The sequence below is a fragment of the Corynebacterium mucifaciens genome, from assembly GCF_012396315.1.
Lineage (GTDB): Bacteria > Actinomycetota > Actinomycetes > Mycobacteriales > Mycobacteriaceae > Corynebacterium > Corynebacterium mucifaciens.
In genome coordinates this window covers 1-19,518 of the sequence record NZ_JAAXPF010000008.1, presented here as the reverse complement: position 1 = coordinate 19,518, position 19,518 = coordinate 1, and the positions used below count along the sequence as shown (strand labels likewise).

Below are 19,518 nucleotides of genomic sequence, written 5' to 3'. Positions count from 1 at the left end.
AGCCTTCACCGGAGATCACGGCTTTCTTCGGGCTGCTGCTCAGTTGTGAATATATGCCTAATCCTTCGAGTCATGTGACAGCAACTTTCAGTACTTTCTCAGTGGATCTGGGGGTGTCCGTCAAAGCGTTGACGAATCCGGATTTAGTTCAGGCCGGCGTAGGAGTGCAGGCCGGAGACGACCAGGTTGATGAAAAACAGGTTGAAGATTATCGTGGCCGGGGCCAGGATACTGATCCACGTGGCCTTGTGGTCGCGCCACCCGGCCGTGGCACGGGCATGCAGGTAGGCGGCATAGAGCACCCAGGAGATAAAGGATGCGGTCTCCTTCGGATCCCATCCTCAAAACCGGCCCCACGAGGCCTCCGCCCAGATCGCACCCAGAACAATGCCCAACCCCAGCACGGGCAACGTAATGATGGCGGACTTGTAGGCCAGGGCGTCAAGCTTTTTCGCACTCGGCAGCGGCTTGGCCACAGCACCGAAGAAGCCACGCTCCGCACCCTTCGGCTGCCAGATACGCAGCCGCTGGGAAATATGTACGAGTACATCTCCATGATCTGCGTGGACAAGCTGCAGGTCATCGACTTCCGCCCGACACGGTGCACACCACTGGCCCCAAGCGTTGAGGACGACGACCTCGCCTTCAAAATCAGACAGGCTGATCTTCTCACCCTCCTCCATCAGCGCCGGGCCGGAGAAGTCCGGCAGCGGGCCACGTTCCTCCTCTGCGTAGATAATCTCGGTTTTCCGGGGCCGTGGGGAAGAAGACGGTGTTCTGGTTGTCCCGGAAGACCACAACACCGAGGAAGGTCATCGTGCTGCCCGGTGGGTGGTCTGCAGCGACCCAGCTCACCCCAGCGACCGACCATGCTGTGGGGGTTACTCGTAGCGAAGCGAGCTGAACATCCCGGTTTCCATGTGATAGGCGTTATGGCAGTGAAATGCCCACTCACCGGGGTTGTCAGCGATCAGGTCGGCGATCATGGTTTCACCGTGGCGGAGAAGGACGGTGTCCTTGCGTAGCCCGCCGCTGCCGGGCAGCGCCCACGTGTGGCCGTGGATGTGCATTGGATGGGGCATCATGGTCCTGTTGCGCATGACCATCCGCAGGCGCTGGCTCTCCTGCACGGTCGCGGAGGAGGATTGGCCGTCGGTGAGAATGCTCCATTCATACGGCATCATCTGCCCGCCCAGGTCGATGCTGACTTCTCGGTCTGGTGTGCCCTCGGGCAGGAGTGCACGGTCTGCAGGCTTCAGGGAGGACAGAAGCAGTCCGGCGGACGACAACTCGGGGAAGTCGACATCGGGGCGGGGGGCCTGGCCGCCGGCGGTGCGGATGACGGCGAAGGCGCGGTCGTCCTTACCCACCGCCAAAGCCGTGAGCGGGAAGATGCCGTCGCCGAGGATGACCTCGACGTCGACACGCTCGCCCATCGACAGGTAGATCGATTCGGTCTCCCTGGGCTGGACAGGGAAGCCGTCGGTGTGGGTGACGGTCATGCGGTGACCACCGAGGGCCACCTTGAAGATGGTGTCACCGCCGGCGTTGATAAACCGCAGGCGGGCCTTGTCGCCCGGGCGAGCCTCGAAGGTCCGGTGAGCACGGGGGATACGCCCGTTGATGAGGTAGTGCGGATACATCACATCGCCGGCATCCCCGCCCAGTACCCGGTCCGGGGTGCCGTGCATCATCTGGCCGTGACCTCCCATTCCCATCCTCCCGTTATGGTCGCCCGAACCCATTCCGGTGAGCTTGTCGAGCTCATCGTCGGGAGTGCCCTGAATGCCATCGACCCAGTCGTCGAGCACGATGGTCCACTCGACGTCCTGGTCCTCAGCGTCTTGCGGGTCACGGATGATCAGTGGGGCGTGGAGGCCGCGATCAAGCTGCAGGCCGGTGTGGGAATGGTAGAAGTAGGTGCCACCGTGGGGGACTTCAAAAACATAGGAGAAAGACTCGCCAGGTTCAATGGGGTCCTGGGTCATGCCGGGCACACCGTCGGCTGCATTGTGGAGTGCGATGCCATGCCAGTGGATGGAGGTGCTCTCAGGCAGTTCATTGGTGATATCGACCTGGAGGACGTCGCCGGCGGTGGCCTCAATGGCCGCATCCCCGGTGTCAGAGACGTATCCCCACGTCTTGGCTTCGATGCCGCCGATATCCAGGGAGAGGGGCCGGGCGGTCAGTGTCCGGCGCACCGTCGGCTCACCGAGCGTAGTGGGGGTGGGAGTGGGGCGAAGGGAGGGACCTGGTGCCGAGGCAGCGGGTCCAGGGTCGCTGGTGCAGGCGGCCACGGCCCCGGTGCCGGCGAGGACGAGCCCGCCGAGCAGAAACTGTCGTCGGGAAAACGCGTTCGTCATGATTTAACCTTCCTTGGTGCAAGATTTCAGTGACACGGGAGACAGTCGCAGGTGAGGACCCTGCTGAGCCGTCACGTCAGGCGCAGGTCTGTGACACAGGTGGCACCGTCGTCGGTGGTGAAAAACTCCGTGGTGCCGGTACGCCCCTGGTAGCTGACCTCAATCAGGCCGGTGACATCATCGGGAAGCCAGAAGCCAATAAACCCGTTGTCGAAGGTGGTTGTCGCCTCGTCCACCAGCACCTCACCGGTCGCCTCATCGGTGATCGTGACCTGGATATCCTCATTGTCGAGTTCCCCCACGCAGGTCGTGAGGCTGTGGTAGAAGCAGTCGTGGGTGGAGGTGAGATAGGGTGCGATCGAGACATACGTCTGATTGTCGGGAAGATCGAGCGCGACTTCCTGGTCATCGCTCGAGAGCAGCAGTTCATCGTTACGCACTGAGGCGATCAGATCCGTGGGACGCTCAGAGACCTTCTGCCGGTCGAGGTGATCAATGATCTCCACCGCGTCCATGTCGGCCAGGCCATGGGTAGTCAGGAATGTGTCCTGAGACACCGTCCCGTCGGCGGTGGGTTCCGGGTCGGCGGCCGAACACCCCGTGAGGGCGAGGGCAAGGGCGGCGGCTGCGATCGCTGCTCGTTTCACGTCAATCTCCTTGGATCGTGGTAAGACCGTGAGAAGACATCGCCTCAAGGTCGATGCCATACCTTTATCTAGCACGGGTGTCTGACGGGCTAGAAATCAAAAACCCTGCTCACAGTCTTATAACAGGGCGAAAAGGGGGGTGAATTCGGTGGGCTGGGTCACCACCGGGACACCACCCCACAGCCGTGGGCGATGTCTTTCTACCCGCCCCGGGTATGCGGTGCAGGCAGTGAATTCCCTGGTGGCGCCTGCTGAACCGACCAGGGGAGGCGATGCCGCCGGCCCGGGGTGGGGCACAGGGGTGACGGCGGTCGAAGGGTGATGTTTGAAGATTTGATGAAGATTTCCCCGCCGGGCACTGAGCGAGGGTGGTATTCCCCCTCTGGCCGGAGTGATACTGGGGTCTATGGCTGACCGCACACCGACCACCGCCACGCCTCCGGGGCGGGTGCTGGTCGTCGATGATGAACAACCCCTGGCTCAGATGGTGGCCTCCTACCTCGTCCGGGCCTGCTTCGATACCCGCCAGGCGCACACCGGCACCCAGGCCGTGGACGAGGCCCGTCGCTTTTCCCCCGATGTTGTGGTGCTGGATCTGGGGCTGCCCGAACTCGACGGCCTGGAGGTGTGCCGACGGATCCGCACCTTCTCGGACTGCTACATCCTCATGCTCACCGCGCGTGGCAGCGAGGACGACAAGATCAGCGGTTTGACCCTGGGGGCGGATGACTACATCACCAAACCTTTTAGCATCCGGGAACTGGTGACCCGGGTGCATGCGGTGCTGCGCCGCCCGCGCACCAGCACCACCCCACCGCAGGTGACCACCCCCTTGATCGTTGGTGACCTCATCCTTGACCCCGTCGCCCATCAGGTGCGGGTGGGGGAGACGACCGTGGAGCTCACCCGCACGGAGTTCGAGCTGCTGGTTGCCCTGGCCCTGCGCCCCGGCCAGGTGCTGACCCGCCACGACCTGGTCACCGAGGTCTGGGACACCAACTGGGTCGGTGATGAACGCATCGTCGATGTCCACATCGGCAACTTGCGTCGCAAGCTCGGCACCGACACCCGGGGCCGGGGGTTTATCGACACCGTGCGTGGCGTGGGCTACCGGGTGGGGCAGCCATGAATCACGGACCCGGCCTGACCTTCCGCTTCCTGACCGCCCAGGTGTTGGTCGTGGTGATTAGCCTGCTGGTGGCCGCGACCGTGGCCACGATGGTGGGCCCGCCCCTGTTCCATGATCATATGTTGATGGCCGGCCGGGAGGACCCCTCGCTGGAGCTGTTCCATGCCGAGCAGGCCTACCGGGACGCCAACGTGACCACCCTGGCCGTCGCCCTGCCCACCGCCTTGATCAGCGCCCTGCTGGCCAGCCTGTGGTTATCGCGTCGCCTGCGCACCCCCCTGCAGGATCTCACCCGCGCCGCTACCAGCCTGACGGCCGGCAACTATCGTGTCCGCGTGCCCGCCGGAGAAGCAGGCCCCGAGGTCACCACCCTGGCGCATGCCTTCAACACCATGGCCGACCGGCTGGCACACACCGAACAGGTCCGCCGCCAGATGCTCTCTGATCTGGCCCACGAAATGGGCACCCCCTTATCGGTGCTCACGGTCTACCTCGACGGTCTCCAGGACGGGGCCGTGGACTGGAATAATGCCACCCACACGATCATGGCTGACCAACTCACCCGCCTGACCCGGTTGATGGAAGACATCGACGATGTCTCCCGGGCCCAGGAACACCGGATCGAGTTGGACCTGGCGGAGGAAGGGCTCGGGGATCTGCTCCATACCGCCGCTGCTGCCGCGGGGGAAGCTTATGCTGACAAAGGCGTCGATTTACAGGTCGAGACCATTACGGACACCGCCCGGGTGCTCGTGGACCGGCAACGCTTCGGCCAGGTGATGAGCAATCTCCTGTCGAACGCGCTACGGCACACCCCGGCCGGCGGGCAGGTCCGGATCAGCGTCCACCGACAGGGGGCGTCCACCGCGCTCATCCACGTCGCCGATGACGGCGAGGGCATCCCACCTGGCCAGCTCGGACACATCTTCGAACGCTTCTACCGGGGGGATGCCGCCCGCAGCCGGGACAACGGCGGGGCCGGTATCGGCCTGACCATCTCCAAGGCATTGGTCGAGGCCCACGGCGGCACTCTCACCGCCACCTCCCCCGGACCCGGTCGCGGAGCGGTGTTTGCCCTCCGCCTCCCGCTGTCCCCTCCCGACAGTGAGGAGGCTGCTCGGTGACCATACCCTGCCCCGCGTGAGGGCCGTGCCCTCCACCCCTTGAAAATGTACCCCTGGGGGGTATATGCTAGCGAGCGTTACCGCATCCCACCGACCCGTAGGAGCTTTCCCATGATCACCTCCCCGCCCCGCCTCTTGCCGATGGCCTCCCACGGCTGCAGCTGTTGCGAACCTGCCTCACGTGCCGGCACCGCCTCCACCCCTGCCGCCAGCGACTCGTCAGCAGGAGGGCCCTCCCCTAGCTACCAGGTCACCGGCCTGACCTGCGGGCACTGCGCGAAAAGCGTGACCCAGGCCCTTCAGGCCCTCCCCCAGGTCGACGACGTCCAGATTGATCTCGCTGCTGGTGGTGTTTCCACCGTCACGGTGACCGGTGCCGTACCTCCGGAGATGGTTCGCCGGGCCATCGAGGAGGCCGGCTACACCGTCTTATCCTGATCAGTTTTACCCATCATCTCGACCCCGACCGGGTTGAGCGAAAGGAACGTCATGAGCACTCCCCACCATTCCGGTGATCACCATGGTGATCACCCCGCTCCGGAAACAGACCACACCCACCACCCGGATCATGCCAGCCACGAACACCACGCAGATGCCGACACCCACGGCCAGGCGATGCCCCACGATCACCCGCACTCCGCCCTCGACGAAGACCACCACGTTCATGGTCACGGCGAACACGCCGGACACAGCACCGCAATGTTTCGGGACCGCTTCTGGTGGTCGCTGATTCTGTCCATTCCCGTCGTTATTTTCAGCCCCATGGTCGCCCACCTGCTCGGCTACCACCTCCCGGCATTCCCCGGATCCACCTGGATCCCCCCGGTGCTGGGCACGATCATCTTCGTCTACGGCGGAACGCCTTTCCTCAAGGGCGGATGGAAAGAACTGAAATCCCGCCAACCCGGGATGATGCTCCTGATCGCCATGGCCATCACCGTGGCGTTTGTCGCCTCCTGGGTCACCACTCTGGGGCTGGGCGGTTTTGACCTGGACTTCTGGTGGGAGCTGTCCCTGCTGGTGACCATCATGCTGCTGGGCCACTGGCTGGAGATGCGCGCTCTCGGGGCCGCGTCCTCCGCGCTTGACGCGCTGGCTGCCCTGCTGCCGGATGAGGCCGAGAAAGTCATCGACGGGACCACCCGCACCGTGGCCATCTCAGAGCTGGTCGTCGACGACGTCGTGCTGGTGAGGGCCGGTGCCCGGGTGCCGGCCGACGGAACCATCCTCGACGGAGCCGCCGAATTCGATGAGGCGATGATCACCGGCGAATCCCGTCCCGTCTTCCGCGACACCGGTGACAAGGTGGTCGCCGGTACCGTGGCCACCGACAACACCGTCCGCATCCGGGTGGAGGCTACCGGCGGGGACACCGCCCTGGCCGGGATCCAACGCATGGTTGCCGACGCCCAGGAGTCCTCCTCCCGGGCCCAGGCCCTGGCGGATCGGGCGGCCGCGTTGTTGTTCTGGTTCGCGCTGATCTCCGCTCTGATCACCGCGGTGGTGTGGACCATTATCGGCAGCCCGGACGATGCCGTGGTGCGCACGGTCACGGTTCTGGTCATCGCCTGTCCGCACGCCCTGGGCCTCGCGATTCCGCTGGTCATTGCGATCTCCAGCGAGCGGGCCGCGAAATCCGGGGTGCTCATCAAGGACCGGATGGCGCTCGAGCGGATGCGCACCATCGACGTGGTGCTCTTCGACAAAACCGGCACCCTGACCGAGGGTGCGCACGCGGTCACCGGTGTCGCGGCAGCTGCCGGCGTCACCGAGGGCGAGCTGCTGGCCCTGGCCGCCGCCGCGGAGGCCGACAGCGAGCACCCCGTGGCCCGCGCCATCGTGGCGGCCGCGGCCGCCCACCCCGAGGCCTCCCGTCGGCAAATCCGTGCAACTGGTTTCAGCGCCGCCTCCGGCCGGGGGGTCCGGGCCACTGTCGATGGCGCTGAGATCCTCGTGGGTGGGCCGAACATGCTGCGCGAGCTCAACCTCACCACCCCGGCCGAGCTCACCGACACCACCAGCGCCTGGACCGGGCGTGGGGCCGGTGTGCTCCATATTGTCCGCGACGGTCAGATCATCGGTGCGGTGGCCGTCGAGGACAAGATCCGCCCCGAATCCCGCGCCGCCGTGAAAGCCCTGCAGGACCGCGGGGTGAAGGTCGCGATGATCACCGGTGACGCGCAGCAGGTGGCCCAGGCGGTTGGCCAGGACCTGGGGATTAATGAGGTCTTCGCCGAGGTCCTGCCCCAGGACAAGGACACCAAGGTCACCCAGTTACAGGAGCGTGGCCTGAGCGTGGCCATGGTCGGCGACGGTGTCAACGACGCCCCCGCTCTGACCCGCGCGGAGGTCGGTATCGCCATCGGGGCCGGCACGGATGTGGCCATGGAATCCGCCGGAGTGGTGCTGGCCAGTGATGACCCGCGTGCAGTGCTGTCGATGATTGAGCTCTCGCAGGCCAGCTACCGCAAGATGATCCAGAACCTCATCTGGGCCTCTGGCTACAACATCCTCGCCGTGCCGCTGGCCGCCGGCGTGCTCGCCTCGATCGGGTTCGTGCTGTCCCCGGCCGTGGGCGCGATCTTGATGTCTGCCTCGACCATCGTGGTGGCCCTGAACGCCCAGCTGCTGCGCCGGATCGACCTGGACCCGGCTCACCTGGCTCCGACCGACGGGAAGGAGGAGAAGGCTGCTGTGAGCTCTGCAGCCCCCGTCCGCTGACTTTCAATCCTTCATCGACTCCCCCATACACAACCTCCGAAAGGGAACCCCCGTGAAGCGCACCATCACCATCGCCGCTCTCGCCTTGACCTCCACCCTGGTTTTGTCCGCCTGCGCAGATAACACTGAGGGAGAAAACACCGACACCACGACCATCGCCACTACGCCCGCCCCCGACACCACCGAAACGACCGGGGCCACCACGGATCCTGAGACAGAGACGGGGGCGGCCGGAGAGGTCTCCGCCGAGCACAATGACGCGGACATCATGTTCGCGCAGATGATGATCCCGCATCACCAACAGGCCGTGGAGATGAGTGAAATCCTCCTGGCCAAGGACGATATCCCGGCCGAGGTCATCGAGTTCGCCCAAGGTGTTATCGATGCCCAGGGCCCGGAGATCAACCGGATGAATACCATGCTCGAGACCTGGGAAGAAGATCCGGTCACCGGTGATATGGCTGAGATGGACCATGGCGGGATGAGTGGAATGATGAGCGAGGAGGACATGACAACCCTCGAGGACGCCCAGGGCACCGAGGCTGCCCGGCTCTACCTTGAGCAGATGACCGCCCACCATGAGGGCGCGGTCGATATGGCCCGCGATGAGGTCACTGATGGCCAGAACCCGCAGGCCATCGCTCTGGCTGAGCAGGTCATTGAAGATCAGGAGGCCGAGATCGCCGAGATGGAGCAGATGCTCAACGAGCTCTGAACAAGGACATTCCCCGACCACCCCAGATGAGAAACACGACCATACGGCCATCGGGCCAAACCAGGATTTCCGGGAAAGACAATCAGCATGCCGAATAAAATCAAGGTTGCAGTAAACGGGTACGGTGTCATCGGTCAACGTGTAGCCGACGCGGTGAGAGCCCAGGAGGACATGGAACTCCTCGGGGTCAGCGACGTCACCACCGATTACCGGGTCGCCACCGCCATCACGCAGGGCATCCCGGTCTATGCCTCCACCGAAGAAGCCCACCAAGAGATGAGAGCTGCCGGATATCCCATCGCCGGGAAACTACCGGACCTGCTCGACAACGCGGATGTCGTGGTGGACTGCACCCCGTCCACCATCGGGGCCGGCAACCTCGACCTCTATCGCACCCATGGAGTCAAGTCCGTGTTCCAGGGCGGGGAGAAGCACAGTCTCACCGGCCACTCCTTCGTTGCCCACGCCAACTACAGTTCCACGCTTGGACGCGACACCACCCGCGTGGTTTCCTGCAACACCACCGGCACTGTCCGCACCCTTATCGCACTCCAGGACGCTGGATTGCTGTCCAAAGCGCGGGGAGTGCTTGTCCGCCGGGCCACCGATCCGTGGGAATCCGACCACTCGGGGATCATGAACACCATAGTTCCCGAAGGTCGTATTCCCAGCCATCAAGGCCCAGACGCCCAGTCGGTGGTCCCCGACCTGGATGTGGTGACCATGGCGGCCAAGGGAGCGCACACCCACAACCACCTGCATTTCTGGACCATCGAGCTAACCCGCCCGGCAGACACAGAAGAGGTTCTCGAAGCGTTGAAGGCGATGCCGCGGATCGCTTTCGTGCGGCGCTCCGATGGAATCGTGGCGGTCAACAGCACCGTCGAATTGATGCGAGATCTAGGCCGGCCACGGGGCGATATGTATGAGGTCGCCATCTGGGAAGATATCCTGACCGTGCAGGGCAATGAGTTGTTCTGGACGTACACGGTCGACAACCAGGCCATCGTCGTCCCCGAGAACATCGACGCAATCCGTGCCCTGGCTGGCACCGTGGAAGACGGTGATGAGTCCATCCAGCGCACCGACCGTGCCCTGGGGGTGCGCGCGGACTTTTTCTCACCTTCACAATGTTCCGGGAGGTCGAAAACCCCTGCATAGGAAAGATATGGCGGAAACAGTGAGCGTGGTCGTGGGTCGGGGTTAGTCCAAGGTGGCGAGCAGCTCAGTACAGGCCTGCTCGCACCGGCGGCAGACCTCGGCGCAGACCGTGCAGTGCTCGTGCATCTCAGCGTGGCGGGCGCATTCTTCTCCACAGGCCTGGCAGGCAGTACGACAAGCCTCCAGGACGGAGCGGATAAGGGTGACATTCCAGTCGGTGGGCCGGGAGAGCATCCGGCCGGTGGCCGTACAGATGTCAGCACAGTCGAGGTTGAGGCGGATGCAGGTGGTCAGCTCCGCGACCATGTCCTCACCCAGGCAGGCATCCGCGCAGGCGGTGCAGGTCTGGGCGCACTCGAAGCAGGCGGTGATGCATTCGGCCAGTTTGTCCTTGTCGATCTGGCCTAGGTCCTTCGGGTGGGTCTCCAGCATGGCGTGTACGTGATGGGTCATGTCGTGCTCCATATCTCAATTCGGTCCGGGAAGGCGGGCCGGTCGAGCCGACCGGCCTACACCCTCGACCCTAGAGGCCCGACTGGCCGGAATCCAGGGCTGGACCATGAAGATTTCATGAAGAACCCCAACCTCCACCTAGCGGCTACCAGCCGCTAGAAACTCCCTAAGTAACGTGGCGAATGCTCGGCCGTAGCTACGCCGAGTGGGTTGGCCACAGGCTCCCAAGAGCCGGACGCTGCCCTACCCACAGCCTCCACCCAGTGGCACCTATCGAGGAGGAGGAGTGATAAACCACGACGCACTCGAAGCACCATCCCTCGCTGAGTCTCAGCTCCTGCACCAACCAAGAAACCTAGAAAGCATTATCATGAAGCGCACCATTGCCCTCGCTGCCCTCGCCCTGACCTCCTCCCTGGCCCTGGCCGCCTGCACGGACGACACTGCATCCGATGCCCCCGAGACCACGACCACCACCACCGCGGAGACGGCCACACAGTCCTCCGAGGAGACTAGCATGAACGATCAGATGGGTGCAGAGGGCCATGACCATCCGGCTGATGGTGGGCAACCCCCGGCAGGGATCGCAGCAGAGGAAAATCCCACCTACCCGGTGGACACCGAGGTCGTCCTCACCGCGGACCACATGCCGGGCATGGAGGGTGCTGAGGCGACGATCGCCGGTGCGTTTGACACCACGACCTACTCGGTCAGCTACACCCCCACCGACGGCGGGGACCCGGTCACCGACCACCGGTGGGTGGTCCACGAGGAGTTTGTCGATCCGGGCCAGGCCCCCCTGCCGGAGGGGTCCGAGGTCGTCTTGGATGCCGAGCACATGTCGGGAATGAAGGGTGTGGAGGCCACCATCGACTATTCCACGGATGAGACGGTCTACATGGTTGATCTCACCGTCGACGGGATGACCATGACCAATCACAAGTGGGTCACCGAAAGCGAGATCGCCCCGGCAGAGTAAGACCCACCAACCGCAACCTCAGCACCCCGGGCTCCTCCACCATCTGGTTGAGGTCCCTGGGTGCTTACCTCTTTGGTTTCTGCCCTAGGACGAGTTAGTCCTCGTCCTGGGTGAGCACCTGTCGGGCCAGTCGGTAGGCGTGGTCGTTCCATCCCTGGCGGACGACGTCGCGGACGAGTCAGGAGCATCCCACCGGTGGTGGCTGCCCGTGACGGGGATGTTCCCTTGGTGGCGGCCGCTCTAGACGGCGTGGCGGATGTCCTCTGAGTGGGCAGAGACGGTACATCGTGGCCCGCTTGTCTGCCGGGTGAACCGGCCATAGCCATCAGGATGCGAAATGAGCCCCACACCAAATCCCGCACCGGTCATCGTCACCGGGGATGACCTGGTCTCATTGGTTGGAGCTTATCTTCGCGAAGCAGCTACGTACCGTGCCCAGAGTTACTCGGGTTGTGGTCGGTGATACTCGACTTGTGTACTACGAACCGCAGGACCAGACCCCCGCCAGTGGAGCGAAGGCGGAGTGGGTCCAGACCAGCTTGTTCCAGGGCGGATTCGAAGGCATCGGCCTCGATGAGGCGGTGCGGGGAGCCATCGACGGTGCTGTTAGAAAGTTGGGGCAGTAGGAAGAGCGACGCGAAATAATCACAGCCATGGGTATCTTCTCCGGTCGTCATTTCCCCCGTGACATCATTCTGTGGGCAGTGCGGTGGTACTGCCGCTACGGGGTGAGCTACCGCGATCTGGAGGAAATGATGACCGAGCGGGGCGTGCCGGTCGATCACACCACGATTCTCACCGCTGGGTCCAGAAATACGCCCCTGAGCGGGACAAGCAAACACGGTGGTACCGGCAGGTACCTGACTGGCAGGCCAGTTCCTGGCGGGTGGATGAGACCTATATCCGGGTCGGGGGAAAGTGGTGTTATCTCTATCGGGCGATCACCGCCGGTGGCCAGACCCTGGACTTTTACCTCTCTCCGAAGCGGAACGTGGCCGCAGCGAAGCGTTTCCTGGCCAAGGCCCTCAGATCCAATGCGTCAGCCGGGTATCCCAGAGTGATCAACACCGATAAAGCACCCTCACTAGCCAGGGCAATCGCCGAGTTGAAGTCAGAGGGAATCTGCCCGCCAACAGTGGAACACCGGCAGGTGAAATACCTCAACAACATCCTGGAAGGCGACCATGGTCGGCTGAAGCGGATCCTCGGGCCGAAAGGCGCGTTTAAGAACCGGACATCTGCATATCGGACGTTGAAAGGGATGGAGGCGATGCACTCATTGCGGAAAGGGCAAGGCACGATGTTTGCCTACGGGCAACCGAACCCGGACGCGGTGATCGTCAACCGGGTCTTCGAGACGGCCTGAGAACGCCCACACGCAGCGGCCATCAGGGAATGAGAAACTGAGTTTTTGCGGCTCTCCCCCCAACTTTGCAACAGCACCGCCTACTCCGGCATCCACCGCCGTCCGCTGATAGTGTCTCTGCTTTCTCCGGTCCGGTCTGGACCAGTTCCAGCGTGTCCACTAAACGGGGGTCAGGCCTAGGTAGCCGGTTTGATTACGGCGGCAGTAGGCAGCCGGTTTGATTACGGCTAGATCTTGCGGGTCGTGGTGACACCCTTGCCCTCAACGCCCGGCCAGGTGCCCTCCTCGATCATGCCGTTCTTACGCTCGACCCAGAAGTCGGCGTTGCGGATACCCAGCGCTTCGGGGTCGAACTGCGGGTCCACTCCGGCCTTCTTCTGGCGACGGTAGTCCCACAGGCACTTCAGCGCCGGCACCTGCAGGAAGAGGATGGCCACGATGTTCAGCCACGCGGTTGCGCCGACGCCGATGTCGCCGAGCGCCCAGGCGGTGCCCGGGGTAGTGGTCGCGCCGACGAAGACGGCCACGAGAATCAGAGCACGCAGCAGCCAGATGATGGCCTTACGTGCGCCTTCGCTCTTCACCCAGCGGTTCAGGTAGGCGAAGTTGGTCTCTGCCATGTAGTAATACGCCAGCACGGTGGTGAAGGCGAAGAACATAATTGCCAGGGCAATGAACGATGGTCCCAGACCGGCGGAGAAGGAGTTCAGGCCTTCTTGGACGTAGCCGGGACCGACAGGAATGCCGTCGGGAAGCGAGCCGTCGTAGACCACCGCACCGTCTTCGGACTGGCCTTCGAACACCTTGTACATGTCGGTGGAGATGATCATGAAGGCGGTGGCGGAGCAGACGAACAGGGTGTCAATGTAGACGGCGAACGCTTGGACGAAGCCCTGCTTGGCCGGGTGGGAGACCTCGGCGGCCGCCGCGGACTGCGGTCCGGTGCCCTGGCCGGCCTCGTTGGAGTAGATGCCGCGCTTGACGCCCCACATGATGGCGGCGCCGAGCATGCCGGAGAATGCGGCTTCCTTGTCAAAGGCGGCGCGGACGATGGTGCCGAAGACCTCCGGGATCTGCGAAGCGTTGGCGAACAGCACCACGATCGCGATGATGATGTAGATGCCGGCCATGAACGGCACCACCATGGACGCGAAGTTCGCGATGCGCTTCACGCCGCCGATGATGATGAACGCGAGCAGCACGGTCATGATCGTCGCGGAGACCCAGATGTTGATGCCCCATGCATTATCGACGGCCGCAGCCACGCCGTTGGCCTGGATGCCCGGCAGGAAGTACGAGGTGGCCAGCAGCATGCACACGGCGAAGATGACCGCGTAGACCACCATGAACGGGGCGGCCTTGGTGTGCTTGTAGGTCTTCTCGATGTAGTAGGCGGGGCCACCGCGGTACTCGCCGGTGTCCCGGTCCGTCTCCTTGTAAATCTGTGCGAGGCAGCACTCGATGAACGAGGTGGCAGAACCGAGCAGCGCCACGAGCCACATCCAGAACACCGCGCCCGGGCCGCCGAACGCGATGGCGGTGGACACACCGGCGATGTTGCCCACGCCGACGCGCCCAGCCAAGGACATCATCAAGGACTGGAACGACGAAATGCCCTGCTCCGAGCTTTCCCCGGACTTCAGTTGGGTGATCATGTCCGGGATGCAGCGGATCTGCAGGAACAGGGTGACCAGGGTGAAATACGCACCGGCGCCGAGGCACAGGTACACGAGCCAGTTCGACCAGATAACGCTGTTGAGCGTCTCGATAACACCGTCCACGTTGCCCTCCTTTTAGTGGTTTGCGCTGGGGATTGTCGGACAGGTATCCAACAACATCAGAATCTAGGCCATTCTCATGTGTGCTGTGTCACTTTTGAAGAAAGTATTGTTTGGCACCACCATTTGGCCGGCGGCAGACGGGGAGGCCGCACGCCTACAAGGATCCAGCTAGTAAGACCCAGCTATTCGCCGAAAAGAAGCGATTAGCTGGGTCTTACTAGCTGGGTTTGAGGTTATCGCGGGGGTCGTACGAACCCCCAGCCGCTACAGGTAGTCGTAGTTGATCTCGGTGTCCGGGTCGAAGAAGACGACGCCGCCTTCCATGGGCCGCAGGTAGATGGTGTCTCCGTGGTCCACGTTGATGCCGCGTGGGACCTTCACCGTGATGCGGTCGCCGCGCACAGCGATGACGTCGTCGGCGCGTTCTTTGCGGTGCCCGTAGACGTACAGGTCGGAGCCGAGGTGCTCCACGATGTCTACCTCCACGGGCAGGCCGTAGTGCTCGCCGGGCTGGTTCACGCCGACGATTTCCCAATTCTCCGGGCGCACGCCGACGATGACGCGCTCAGACTGCACCTTCGCGGCCAGGTCGCGTGGAATGTAGTAGTCCATGGCGTGGCCTTTGCCGCCGACGACGTGACCGTCGATAAACGGCACATTCTCAATCAGCGTCATCGAGGGGGAGCCGATGAAGGAGGCCACAAAGGTGTTGCCCGGGTTGTCGTACAGATTGGCCGGGGTGTCCACCTGCTGGAGAATGCCCTTCTTCAGCACGCACACGCGGTCGCCCATGGTCATCGCCTCGGTTTGGTCGTGCGTGACGTAGAGCGTGGTTGTGCCAAGCCTGCGTTGCAGCTGCAGGATCTGCGCGCGGGTGGACACGCGCAGTTTGGCGTCCAAGTTGGATAGCGGCTCATCCATCAAGAACACCTTGGGTTCTCGCACGATCGCGCGCCCCATTGCGACGCGCTGACGCTGTCCACCGGACATCGCAGCGGGCTTCTTGTCCAGGAGGTCCTCGAGCTCGAGCATCTTCGCCGCGAAGTCGACCCGTTCCTTGATGGTCGTCTTGTCCACCTTGGCGTTTTGCAGCGCGAAGGCCATGTTCTGGCGGGCCGTCATGTTCGGGTAGAGGGCGTAGGACTGGAACACCATGGCAACGTCGCGGTCGCGCGGCCGCGTCTCCGTCACGTCCCTGCCGTCGATGAAGATCTGGCCTTCGTCCACCGGCTCCAGCCCCGCGAGCATGCGCAGGGTGGTGGACTTGCCGCATCCGGACGGGCCCACGAGGACCAGGAACTCGCCGTCGGCGATGTCCAAGCTGATGCGGCTGACGGCCGGTGGACGGGACGGATCGTAGATGCGGGACGCCTGCCGGAATTCGACGGTTGCCATGTGCGACTCCTATTCTGCTTCAGCCGGTGAAACTACTTGTCCAGCTTCGGGGCGATGTCGCGGTCGATGACCTGCTGCGTTTCGGTATCCAGATCCGCGAAAACCTTCTCCACGTCCTCGCCGCCGACGGTAATCCGGTCCAGCGCGCCGCCGATGCGCTTGCCGCCGCCCGGCACGAACACGCGGGCGTAGTCCTGCGGCTTGGTGTTGTCGTTGAGCTGCTTGATTGCGGTTTCGGCGTTCGGGTTCTCGTCGAGGAACTTGCGCTCCTCGGGGTCCTCGAGCGCGTCCTTACGCACCGGCATGTACCCGGTCTGCTGCGAGAACTTGATGGTGTTCTCCGTGTTGGTGATGAAGTCGATGAACTTCACGGCGTTCTTCTTGCGGGTGTCCGAGATACCGTTCGGCACCGCCAGTCCAGCACCGCCGGTCGCTGCGGACGGGCCGGGGCCCGGCAGGTAGGTGGTGATGAACGGCACGGTCGCGGATTCCTTCAGACCGCCCAGGGAACCGGTCGATTCCAGCAGTGACGACGCGTTACCGTTGCCGAACGCAACGGTCGGGTCGGTGCTGATCTCAATGTGGCCCTTCTTTACCTGATCCTGGAGGAACTTCGCGGCCTCGATGGTCTTCGGGTCGCTGAACGTCGGCTCCCACTCCTGGGAGTACGCGCCACCGAACGCCCACACCATGCCCTGGAAGTACCAGTCGAGGTAGCTAGAGCCGTCCGGGATGGTCAGCGCCGGGTGGCCGGTGGTCTCCTTCAGCTTGCCCGCCCACTCGTCGAACTCCTGCCACGTCTCCGGGCCGCGGTCCGTGGGCAAGCCTGCGGCCGCCAGGTCGTCGGTGTTCCAGTACATCAGGTTGGTGGAGCGGGAGTACGGCACGCCGAAGTGCTTGCCGTTGTACTCGTAGTCGTCGCGCAGGGTGTCCACGTAGGAGTCCGCGTTGATGTTCTCGGACTCCCACAGGTCGTCCAGCGGCGTCGTGGCGTCGTTCAGCGCGAAGTTGAACCACGTCACGTCGGAGGCCACGATGACATCGGGCAGGTCGGAGCCTGCGAGCGCGGCGTTGAACTTCTGCGCCAGCTCTTCGTAGTTGGCGCCGCCGTCCACGAGCTCGACGTTCAGGTCCGGGTTTTCCTTCTCAAACGCCTCGATGAGCTCCATCTCAAGGTCGCGGGAGTTGCCCGGGTGGTTGGACCAGAAAACGATCTTGTTCTCGTCGCCGGCTGCGTTGCCGCCGTCGGAGTTGCCGTCGTCGCTGGTGGAGCCGCCTGCGCAGGCGGTGAGAGAAACGGCGGTCAGCGCGGCCAGGGCTGCGGTGCCGAGGCGCTTGGTTACAGAGGGGTTGGACATGGGGTTCTCCATTCTTGAGTTTGCGTGAGAGGTAGGTGGCTGGGCTAGCCCTTGACGGCGCCCGCGGTCAAGCCCTTGATCATCTGTTTTTGCAGCAGAATGAACACGATGATCATGGGCAGCGTGGTCAGGACTGTTCCTGCCATCACCGGCGCCCAGTTGGTCAGGCCCTCGGCATCCTGCAGGCGCGTCAGGCCCACCGGCAGCGTCGCCGCCGCGGGCGTATCGGTGATGAGGAACGGCCAGAGGTATTCATTCCATTCGTTCACAACGGTGATGAGCAGGAATGCTGAGAGGGTGGGCCACGACATCGGCAGGACCACCTTGAACAGCCGTGTGAAGAAGCCGGCGCCGTCCATTTCCGCCGCCTCCATGATCTCGGACGGCAGCGACTGGAAGTGGTTGCGCATGAGGAAGCAACCGAACGCCACTCCCGCCAAGGGCACGATCACGCCGGTCCAGGTGTCGCGCCATCCAAGGGACGCGGCGAGTGCGTAGTTGGAAATGATGGTGATCTGGTTGGGCACCATCAACGCGGCGATGACGACCAGGAACAGCAGGTTGCGCCCCGGGAAACGGAGGAACGCGAAGGCGTACGCCGACAACACGCCGAGGACCACCTTGACTACGGTGAGGATGAGCGTGATGCCGATGGAGTTGCGCAGGTATTGCGGGAAGCCTGAGGTCTCCCACACGCGCGCGTAATTCTCCGGCACCAGCGGATCCGGCCAGAACGTGATCGGGTCCGAATACACATCCTGGTAGGTCTTGAACGACGTGATGACGATGAAATACAGCGGGACCAGGATCATCAGCACGGTGAGCACCAAAGCGATGTAGCCGAGGATCTTCATCCCCCGGGAACTGGTCTCCGCGGGTGCGCCGGTGCGCTTGCGCTGCGCCTCGGTGATCACTGGGTCACCGTCTGCTTGGCTCCCCGGAACCGGCGGGAGGGTGTCCTCGCCGCGCACGACCGGTGCGGGACGCTGCTTGCCGCTCGCACCCGGCTCAGCCGAGAATTTGGTCGACATCTACTTGTCCAGCCTTTCCTGCAGCTTGATCTGGAGCACGGTGATGATCAGAACAACGAGGAACATGACGGTGGCCACCGCAGCGCCATAACCGGCACGGCCGTTCACGAACGTCTCGGTGTACACCTGGAACACCATCGTCGTGGTGCCGTAGGTGAACGGGCCGCCCCTTGTCATTGCGTTGATAACGTCAAAGACCTGGAACGAACTCAGCAGCACCGTGATGAGTAGGAAGAACGTCGTGCCGCGCAGCTGCGGCAACACGACCCGGAAAAAGTGGCGCGCGCTCGACGTGCCGTCGATCTCCGCGGCCTCGTCCAAGTCGTGCCGACGCCCCTGCAGGGCGGCGAGGTAGATGACGAAGACGTAGCCGACGTTTTTCCAGATGTACGTCACCGTGATCATGAACAGCGCCCAGCCGGAATTCTGGTAGAAGTTCGGCACCGGAATGTTCACGAGGTTAAGGAAGTACTGGATCAGCCCGTACCGGGGATCGAACACGAACTGAAAGGCCACGCCGATGGCCGCGCCGGCGATGACGTAGGGGGCGAAGACCATCGAGCGCACCGCGGCCCGACCGAACAGCTTCTGGTCCAGCAGCACCGCCAGTGCGAGTCCGATCACCATCGACCCCGCCACGGCGAAGAACGTGAAGATGATGGTGTTCCAGACGATGGTTGACGTCTCGGGCGCGCGGAACCAGTCGATGTAGTTCTGCAGACCCACCCACGTCATCGTCGGGGAGGAAATGTTCCAGTTGTAGAACGAGATGCGGATGTTGTCCACCAACGGGCGGTAGGTGAACATGATCAGCAGCAGCAGGTTCGGCCCGATCAACAGGGCAGCCAGGCCCACCTGGCGCCAGTCAATCTTCCGGCTCCCCTTCCCACGGTTCGCCGCGTACTCCTTGGAGACCTCCGGCTCCACGGAGACGGCCGGGATTGTTGAACGCATGTAGCGAACCGTAGAACCATGGCATGAACGCTCGGTTAACTGCGCGTTGTCTGCAAGAAAACGTTGCGGGAACGCCTCGTGCCCCCACTGCGGCCGCCTCCAGATCCAGCTAGAAGGACCCAGCTAGGGAGCGCGGACAAAAAGTTGGAGTGGTGGGGGCTGAAAGGTATTCCGATGCCCGCAGCATTTCCATCTGATATCCGTGATGGTGCGGTCGAGAGGTTTTTAGCCGGCTCATCTGCCCGGGAAGTGTGCAGTTGGGTTGAAAGCGTCTGCAGTCGCCGCCCGTCAGTGCACACGGTCGGCAATTGGGTTGCCGCCAAACGCCGCGGACGCACAGG

Annotated in this window: 17 protein-coding genes and 3 pseudogenes; 9 read left to right on the top strand and 11 right to left on the bottom strand. The window is 63.4% G+C overall.

Features of this window, described 5'->3' with window-relative positions:
• Nucleotides 1-143: 143 nt before the first annotated feature.
• The 4 genes and pseudogenes from ccsA to HF989_RS07765 form a co-directional block, all read right to left on the bottom strand.
• Nucleotides 144-524, bottom strand: a pseudogene (ccsA, locus tag HF989_RS07780) (cytochrome c biogenesis protein CcsA); the annotation flags it as partial.
• 39 nt (nt 525-563) lie between these two features.
• Nucleotides 564-803, bottom strand: a pseudogene (locus HF989_RS07775) (peroxiredoxin family protein); the annotation flags it as partial.
• A gap of 78 nt (nt 804-881) precedes the next feature.
• Entirely contained in the window at nt 882-2,363 is a 1,482-nt protein-coding gene (locus HF989_RS07770) for a multicopper oxidase family protein (RefSeq protein WP_168685390.1), read from the bottom strand.
• 71 nt (nt 2,364-2,434) lie between these two features.
• A complete protein-coding gene (locus tag HF989_RS07765; protein ID WP_168685389.1) occupies nt 2,435-3,010 on the bottom strand; it encodes a CueP family metal-binding protein in 576 nt (191 codons plus the stop codon).
• Nucleotides 3,011-3,416: 406 nt separating this feature from the next.
• Here HF989_RS07765 and HF989_RS07760 point away from each other — a divergent pair, with 406 nt between their 5' ends.
• From HF989_RS07760 to HF989_RS07750, 3 genes are all read left to right on the top strand, one after another.
• Complete coding sequence (locus HF989_RS07760; RefSeq protein ID WP_210729103.1) at nt 3,417-4,139, top strand: response regulator transcription factor; 723 nt, start codon at nt 3,417-3,419, stop codon at nt 4,137-4,139.
• A complete protein-coding gene (locus HF989_RS07755) occupies nt 4,136-5,263 on the top strand; it encodes a sensor histidine kinase (protein WP_168685387.1) in 1,128 nt (375 codons plus the stop codon). The genes HF989_RS07760 and HF989_RS07755 overlap by 4 nt, the downstream gene beginning before the upstream one ends.
• A gap of 111 nt (nt 5,264-5,374) precedes the next feature.
• Entirely contained in the window at nt 5,375-5,701 is a 327-nt protein-coding gene (locus HF989_RS07750) for a heavy-metal-associated domain-containing protein (RefSeq protein ID WP_168685385.1), read from the top strand.
• Nucleotides 5,702-5,707: 6 nt separating this feature from the next.
• On the opposite strand, the gene HF989_RS10770 is transcribed toward HF989_RS07750, so the two are convergent.
• A complete protein-coding gene (locus HF989_RS10770) occupies nt 5,708-5,953 on the bottom strand; it encodes a hypothetical protein (protein ID WP_343033573.1) in 246 nt (81 codons plus the stop codon).
• Here HF989_RS10770 and HF989_RS07745 point away from each other — a divergent pair.
• The 3 genes from HF989_RS07745 (at nt 5,879) to HF989_RS07735 (ending at nt 9,860) form a co-directional block, all read left to right on the top strand.
• Nucleotides 5,879-7,984 (top strand): copper-translocating P-type ATPase, encoded by a 2,106-nt coding sequence (locus HF989_RS07745; RefSeq protein WP_246233882.1) that lies wholly within the window; start codon nt 5,879-5,881, stop codon nt 7,982-7,984. The two genes, HF989_RS10770 and HF989_RS07745, sit on opposite strands and share 75 nt — an antisense overlap.
• 52 nt (nt 7,985-8,036) lie before the next feature.
• Nucleotides 8,037-8,699, top strand: coding sequence for a DUF305 domain-containing protein (locus tag HF989_RS07740; protein ID WP_168685381.1), 663 nt, complete (start codon nt 8,037-8,039; stop codon nt 8,697-8,699).
• 87 nt (nt 8,700-8,786) lie between these two features.
• Nucleotides 8,787-9,860 (top strand): type II glyceraldehyde-3-phosphate dehydrogenase, encoded by a 1,074-nt coding sequence (locus HF989_RS07735; RefSeq protein WP_168685379.1) that lies wholly within the window; start codon nt 8,787-8,789, stop codon nt 9,858-9,860.
• A 42-nt stretch (nt 9,861-9,902) separates the two neighbouring features.
• Here the strand turns inward: HF989_RS07735 and HF989_RS07730 are convergent, their stop codons facing one another.
• Nucleotides 9,903-10,313 carry a four-helix bundle copper-binding protein gene (locus HF989_RS07730; RefSeq protein WP_168685377.1) on the bottom strand — a complete coding sequence of 137 codons (411 nt, stop codon included), beginning with the start codon at nt 10,311-10,313 and terminating at the stop codon, nt 9,903-9,905.
• Between the two features lie 370 nt (nt 10,314-10,683).
• Between HF989_RS07730 and HF989_RS07725 the strand changes: the two genes are divergently transcribed.
• The 3 genes and pseudogenes from HF989_RS07725 to HF989_RS07715 all read left to right on the top strand — a co-directional run bounded on the left by HF989_RS07725 (nt 10,684) and on the right by HF989_RS07715 (nt 12,658).
• Complete coding sequence (locus tag HF989_RS07725) at nt 10,684-11,292, top strand: YdhK family protein (protein ID WP_168685376.1); 609 nt, start codon at nt 10,684-10,686, stop codon at nt 11,290-11,292.
• Nucleotides 11,293-11,765: 473 nt separating this feature from the next.
• Complete coding sequence (locus HF989_RS07720; RefSeq protein WP_168685375.1) at nt 11,766-11,918, top strand: hypothetical protein; 153 nt, start codon at nt 11,766-11,768, stop codon at nt 11,916-11,918.
• Nucleotides 11,919-11,945: 27 nt separating this feature from the next.
• Nucleotides 11,946-12,658, top strand: a pseudogene (locus HF989_RS07715) (IS6 family transposase).
• 227 nt (nt 12,659-12,885) lie between these two features.
• Here the strand turns inward: HF989_RS07715 and HF989_RS07710 are convergent.
• The 5 genes from HF989_RS07710 to HF989_RS07690 form a co-directional block, all read right to left on the bottom strand.
• Entirely contained in the window at nt 12,886-14,439 is a 1,554-nt protein-coding gene (locus HF989_RS07710) for an amino acid carrier protein (protein ID WP_168685374.1), read from the bottom strand.
• Between the two features lie 264 nt (nt 14,440-14,703).
• Nucleotides 14,704-15,834, bottom strand: coding sequence for an ABC transporter ATP-binding protein (locus HF989_RS07705; RefSeq protein ID WP_168685373.1), 1,131 nt, complete (start codon nt 15,832-15,834; stop codon nt 14,704-14,706).
• A gap of 32 nt (nt 15,835-15,866) precedes the next feature.
• On the bottom strand, nt 15,867-17,192 hold the full coding sequence (locus tag HF989_RS07700; protein WP_246233880.1) for an ABC transporter substrate-binding protein: 1,326 nt from the start codon (nt 17,190-17,192) through the stop codon (nt 15,867-15,869).
• Between the two features lie 44 nt (nt 17,193-17,236).
• On the bottom strand, nt 17,237-18,223 hold the full coding sequence (locus tag HF989_RS07695; protein ID WP_038613332.1) for a carbohydrate ABC transporter permease: 987 nt from the start codon (nt 18,221-18,223) through the stop codon (nt 17,237-17,239).
• Entirely contained in the window at nt 18,224-19,177 is a 954-nt protein-coding gene (locus HF989_RS07690; RefSeq protein ID WP_168685371.1) for a carbohydrate ABC transporter permease, read from the bottom strand.
• Between the last annotated feature and the right edge of the window lie 341 nt (nt 19,178-19,518).